A 2,151-nucleotide genomic window follows, 5' to 3' on the forward strand; every position below is an offset into this window, starting at 1 on the left:
GACAAGGTCCTGGCCCAGGACTATAATGGAAGGGAAAAGATCACACTGTTCAACGGCGAACAGGAGGGTAAGCGAACAGATGCAGATTCGTGTGATTGGCGTGCCGATGGATCTGGGGGCAGACCGACGCGGCGTGGATATCGGGGTGAGTGCTATCCGCTATGCTGGCCTTCACGAGAAACTCCGTGCACTCGGCCACAGCGTTAAAGACATCGGTAATCTGCACGTCCCCCTTCCTGAAAACCAGCCAGCCGGCGATCCACATGTCAAATACCTGGAGCCGATTATTCAGGTTGCCGAAGAGCTGGCAGCAGCCGTCAGCGAGGCGCTGCAAGCGGGTGATCTGCCGCTCGTTCTGGGCGGAGACCACAGTATCGCCCTTGGCTCCATTACGGGCGTTTCCAGCTTCTACGGCGATATTGGTGTTATCTGGATCGATGCCCACGGCGACTTCAATACGCCAGAGACGACGCCCTCTGGCAATATCCACGGCATGGTGCTGGCCGCCCTGGCCGGCCTGGGTCACGAGCGCCTCGTCCGCCTGGCTGGCCGCGTTCCCAAAGTCAACCCGCAGAACATTGCCATCGTCGGCGTGCGCGACCTCGATCCCGGTGAGCGCGAACTGCTGCGCGCCAATCGCATCCATGTCTTTACGATGACCGACATCGACCGCCGCGGCATCTCAGCCATCATGGAAGAAGCTATCGCCGTAGCCGGGCATAATGGCAGACGTATCCACCTGAGCCTCGATCTGGACGCCCTTGATCCCAGCGAGGCGCCCGGTGTAGGAACTCCGGTGCGCGGTGGCCTCAGCTACCGCGAGGCCCATCTCTCAATGGAGCTGCTTGCCGCCTGCGGTCAGATCTGTTCCATAGATGTGGTCGAGGTCAACCCGATCCTGGACCGCGAGAATGCAACCGCCTCGCTCGCCGTCGGGCTGGTGCTCTCCGCGCTGGGAAAAACTATTCTCTAGCCAGCGCCAGCCCACTGGCAACCTGCCGGTTTGCCGCGCCGGCCTGGTCCATTCTTCTTTCCAGACGCGGGCCGGCTCGCTTCAGCAGCCCGGCGAGCGAACCTGCGCTGCGCCAGGCCGGGCTGAGCAGGTCACAGAGAACCAAGCAAGAGCTTATTCTGAAGAAGGAGGGAAGGCAGAGGGCAACGGAGCTTTCTGCCACAACAGCGATGGAAGCCCAGGAACTCTTCATGAACGGTGAGTTCATCCCCGTCGAACGCGGGGTGATCTCCGTGCGTACGCATGGCTTTGCCTATGGCACTGGCTGCTTTGAAGGTATCCGCGGCTACTGGAATGAACAGGATCAGCAGCTCTATCTCTTCCGGGCCCGCGAGCACTACGAGCGCCTGCTACGCTCTTGCAAAACGCTGCAAATCAGTCTGCCCTACACCGTTGAGCAACTGCTAGAGATCACGGTCGAGCTGGTACGGCGCAACAACCAGCGTCAGGACATCTACATCCGGCCCGTCGCCTACAAGAACGATCAAACGATCGGCGTGCGTCTGCATGGCATCAGCGATAGCTTCCTGATCACCACGGAACCGTTCGGTGACTACGTGGCCACTACTGGCCTGCGCTGCTGTGTCTCAAGCTGGCGGCGGATCGACGACAACGCTATCCCCGCGCGGGCCAAAGTTTGCGGCGCGTATGTCAACTCAGCGCTGGCCAAAAGCGAGGCCCTGCAGAATGGCTATGATGAGGCCATCATGCTCACCCACGAGGGCCACGTCTCCGAAGGCAGCGCCGAAAACATCTTTTTGGTGCTCAACGGTGAACTGGTCACGCCAGCCCCCACCGAAAACATCCTGCTCGGGATTACCCGCGACACCGTAATGGAGCTGGCCCGCCGCGAGCTAGGACGCATCACGCGCGAGCGCAGCATCGACCGCACCGAGCTGTACAACGCCGAAGAGATCTTCCTCTGCGGCACGGGCGCCCAGATCGCCCCCGTGGTAGAGGTAGATCACCGTCCTGTCGGCAGCGGCCAGATTGGCCCCATCAGCAAGGCGCTTCAGGACCTCTACTTCGAGGTTGTGCGCGGCAAGCGCCCGGAGTATCGAGCGCGCTGGTGCACACCTGTTTACAGCAGCGTCCCCGCCAGCGCCAGCTAGAACCATCTCCCTCTGGGATCAGCGACA

At 61.2% G+C, this 2,151-nt stretch carries 2 protein-coding genes; both read left to right on the plus strand.

The features are described 5' to 3' along the window. Positions 1-79 precede the first annotated feature (79 nt). Entirely contained in the window at positions 80-973 is an 894-nt protein-coding gene (gene rocF / locus IRZ31_RS21270; RefSeq protein ID WP_297157751.1) for an arginase, read from the plus strand. Positions 974-1,182: 209 nt separating this feature from the next. After that, complete coding sequence (locus IRZ31_RS21275; RefSeq protein WP_112434287.1) at positions 1,183-2,124, plus strand: branched-chain amino acid transaminase; 942 nt, start codon at positions 1,183-1,185, stop codon at positions 2,122-2,124. The last annotated feature ends 27 nt before the right edge of the window (positions 2,125-2,151 follow it).

Source organism: Thermogemmatispora sp. (assembly GCF_019683635.1).
GTDB lineage: Bacteria > Chloroflexota > Ktedonobacteria > Ktedonobacterales > Ktedonobacteraceae > Thermogemmatispora.

Coding starts and splice junctions, on each gene's coding strand:
- IRZ31_RS21275 (WP_112434287.1), top strand. CDS start 1,183: ATGGAAGCCCAGGAACTCTTCATGAACGGTGAGTTCATCCCCGTCGAA.
- rocF (WP_297157751.1), top strand. CDS start 80: ATGCAGATTCGTGTGATTGGCGTGCCGATGGATCTGGGGGCAGACCGA.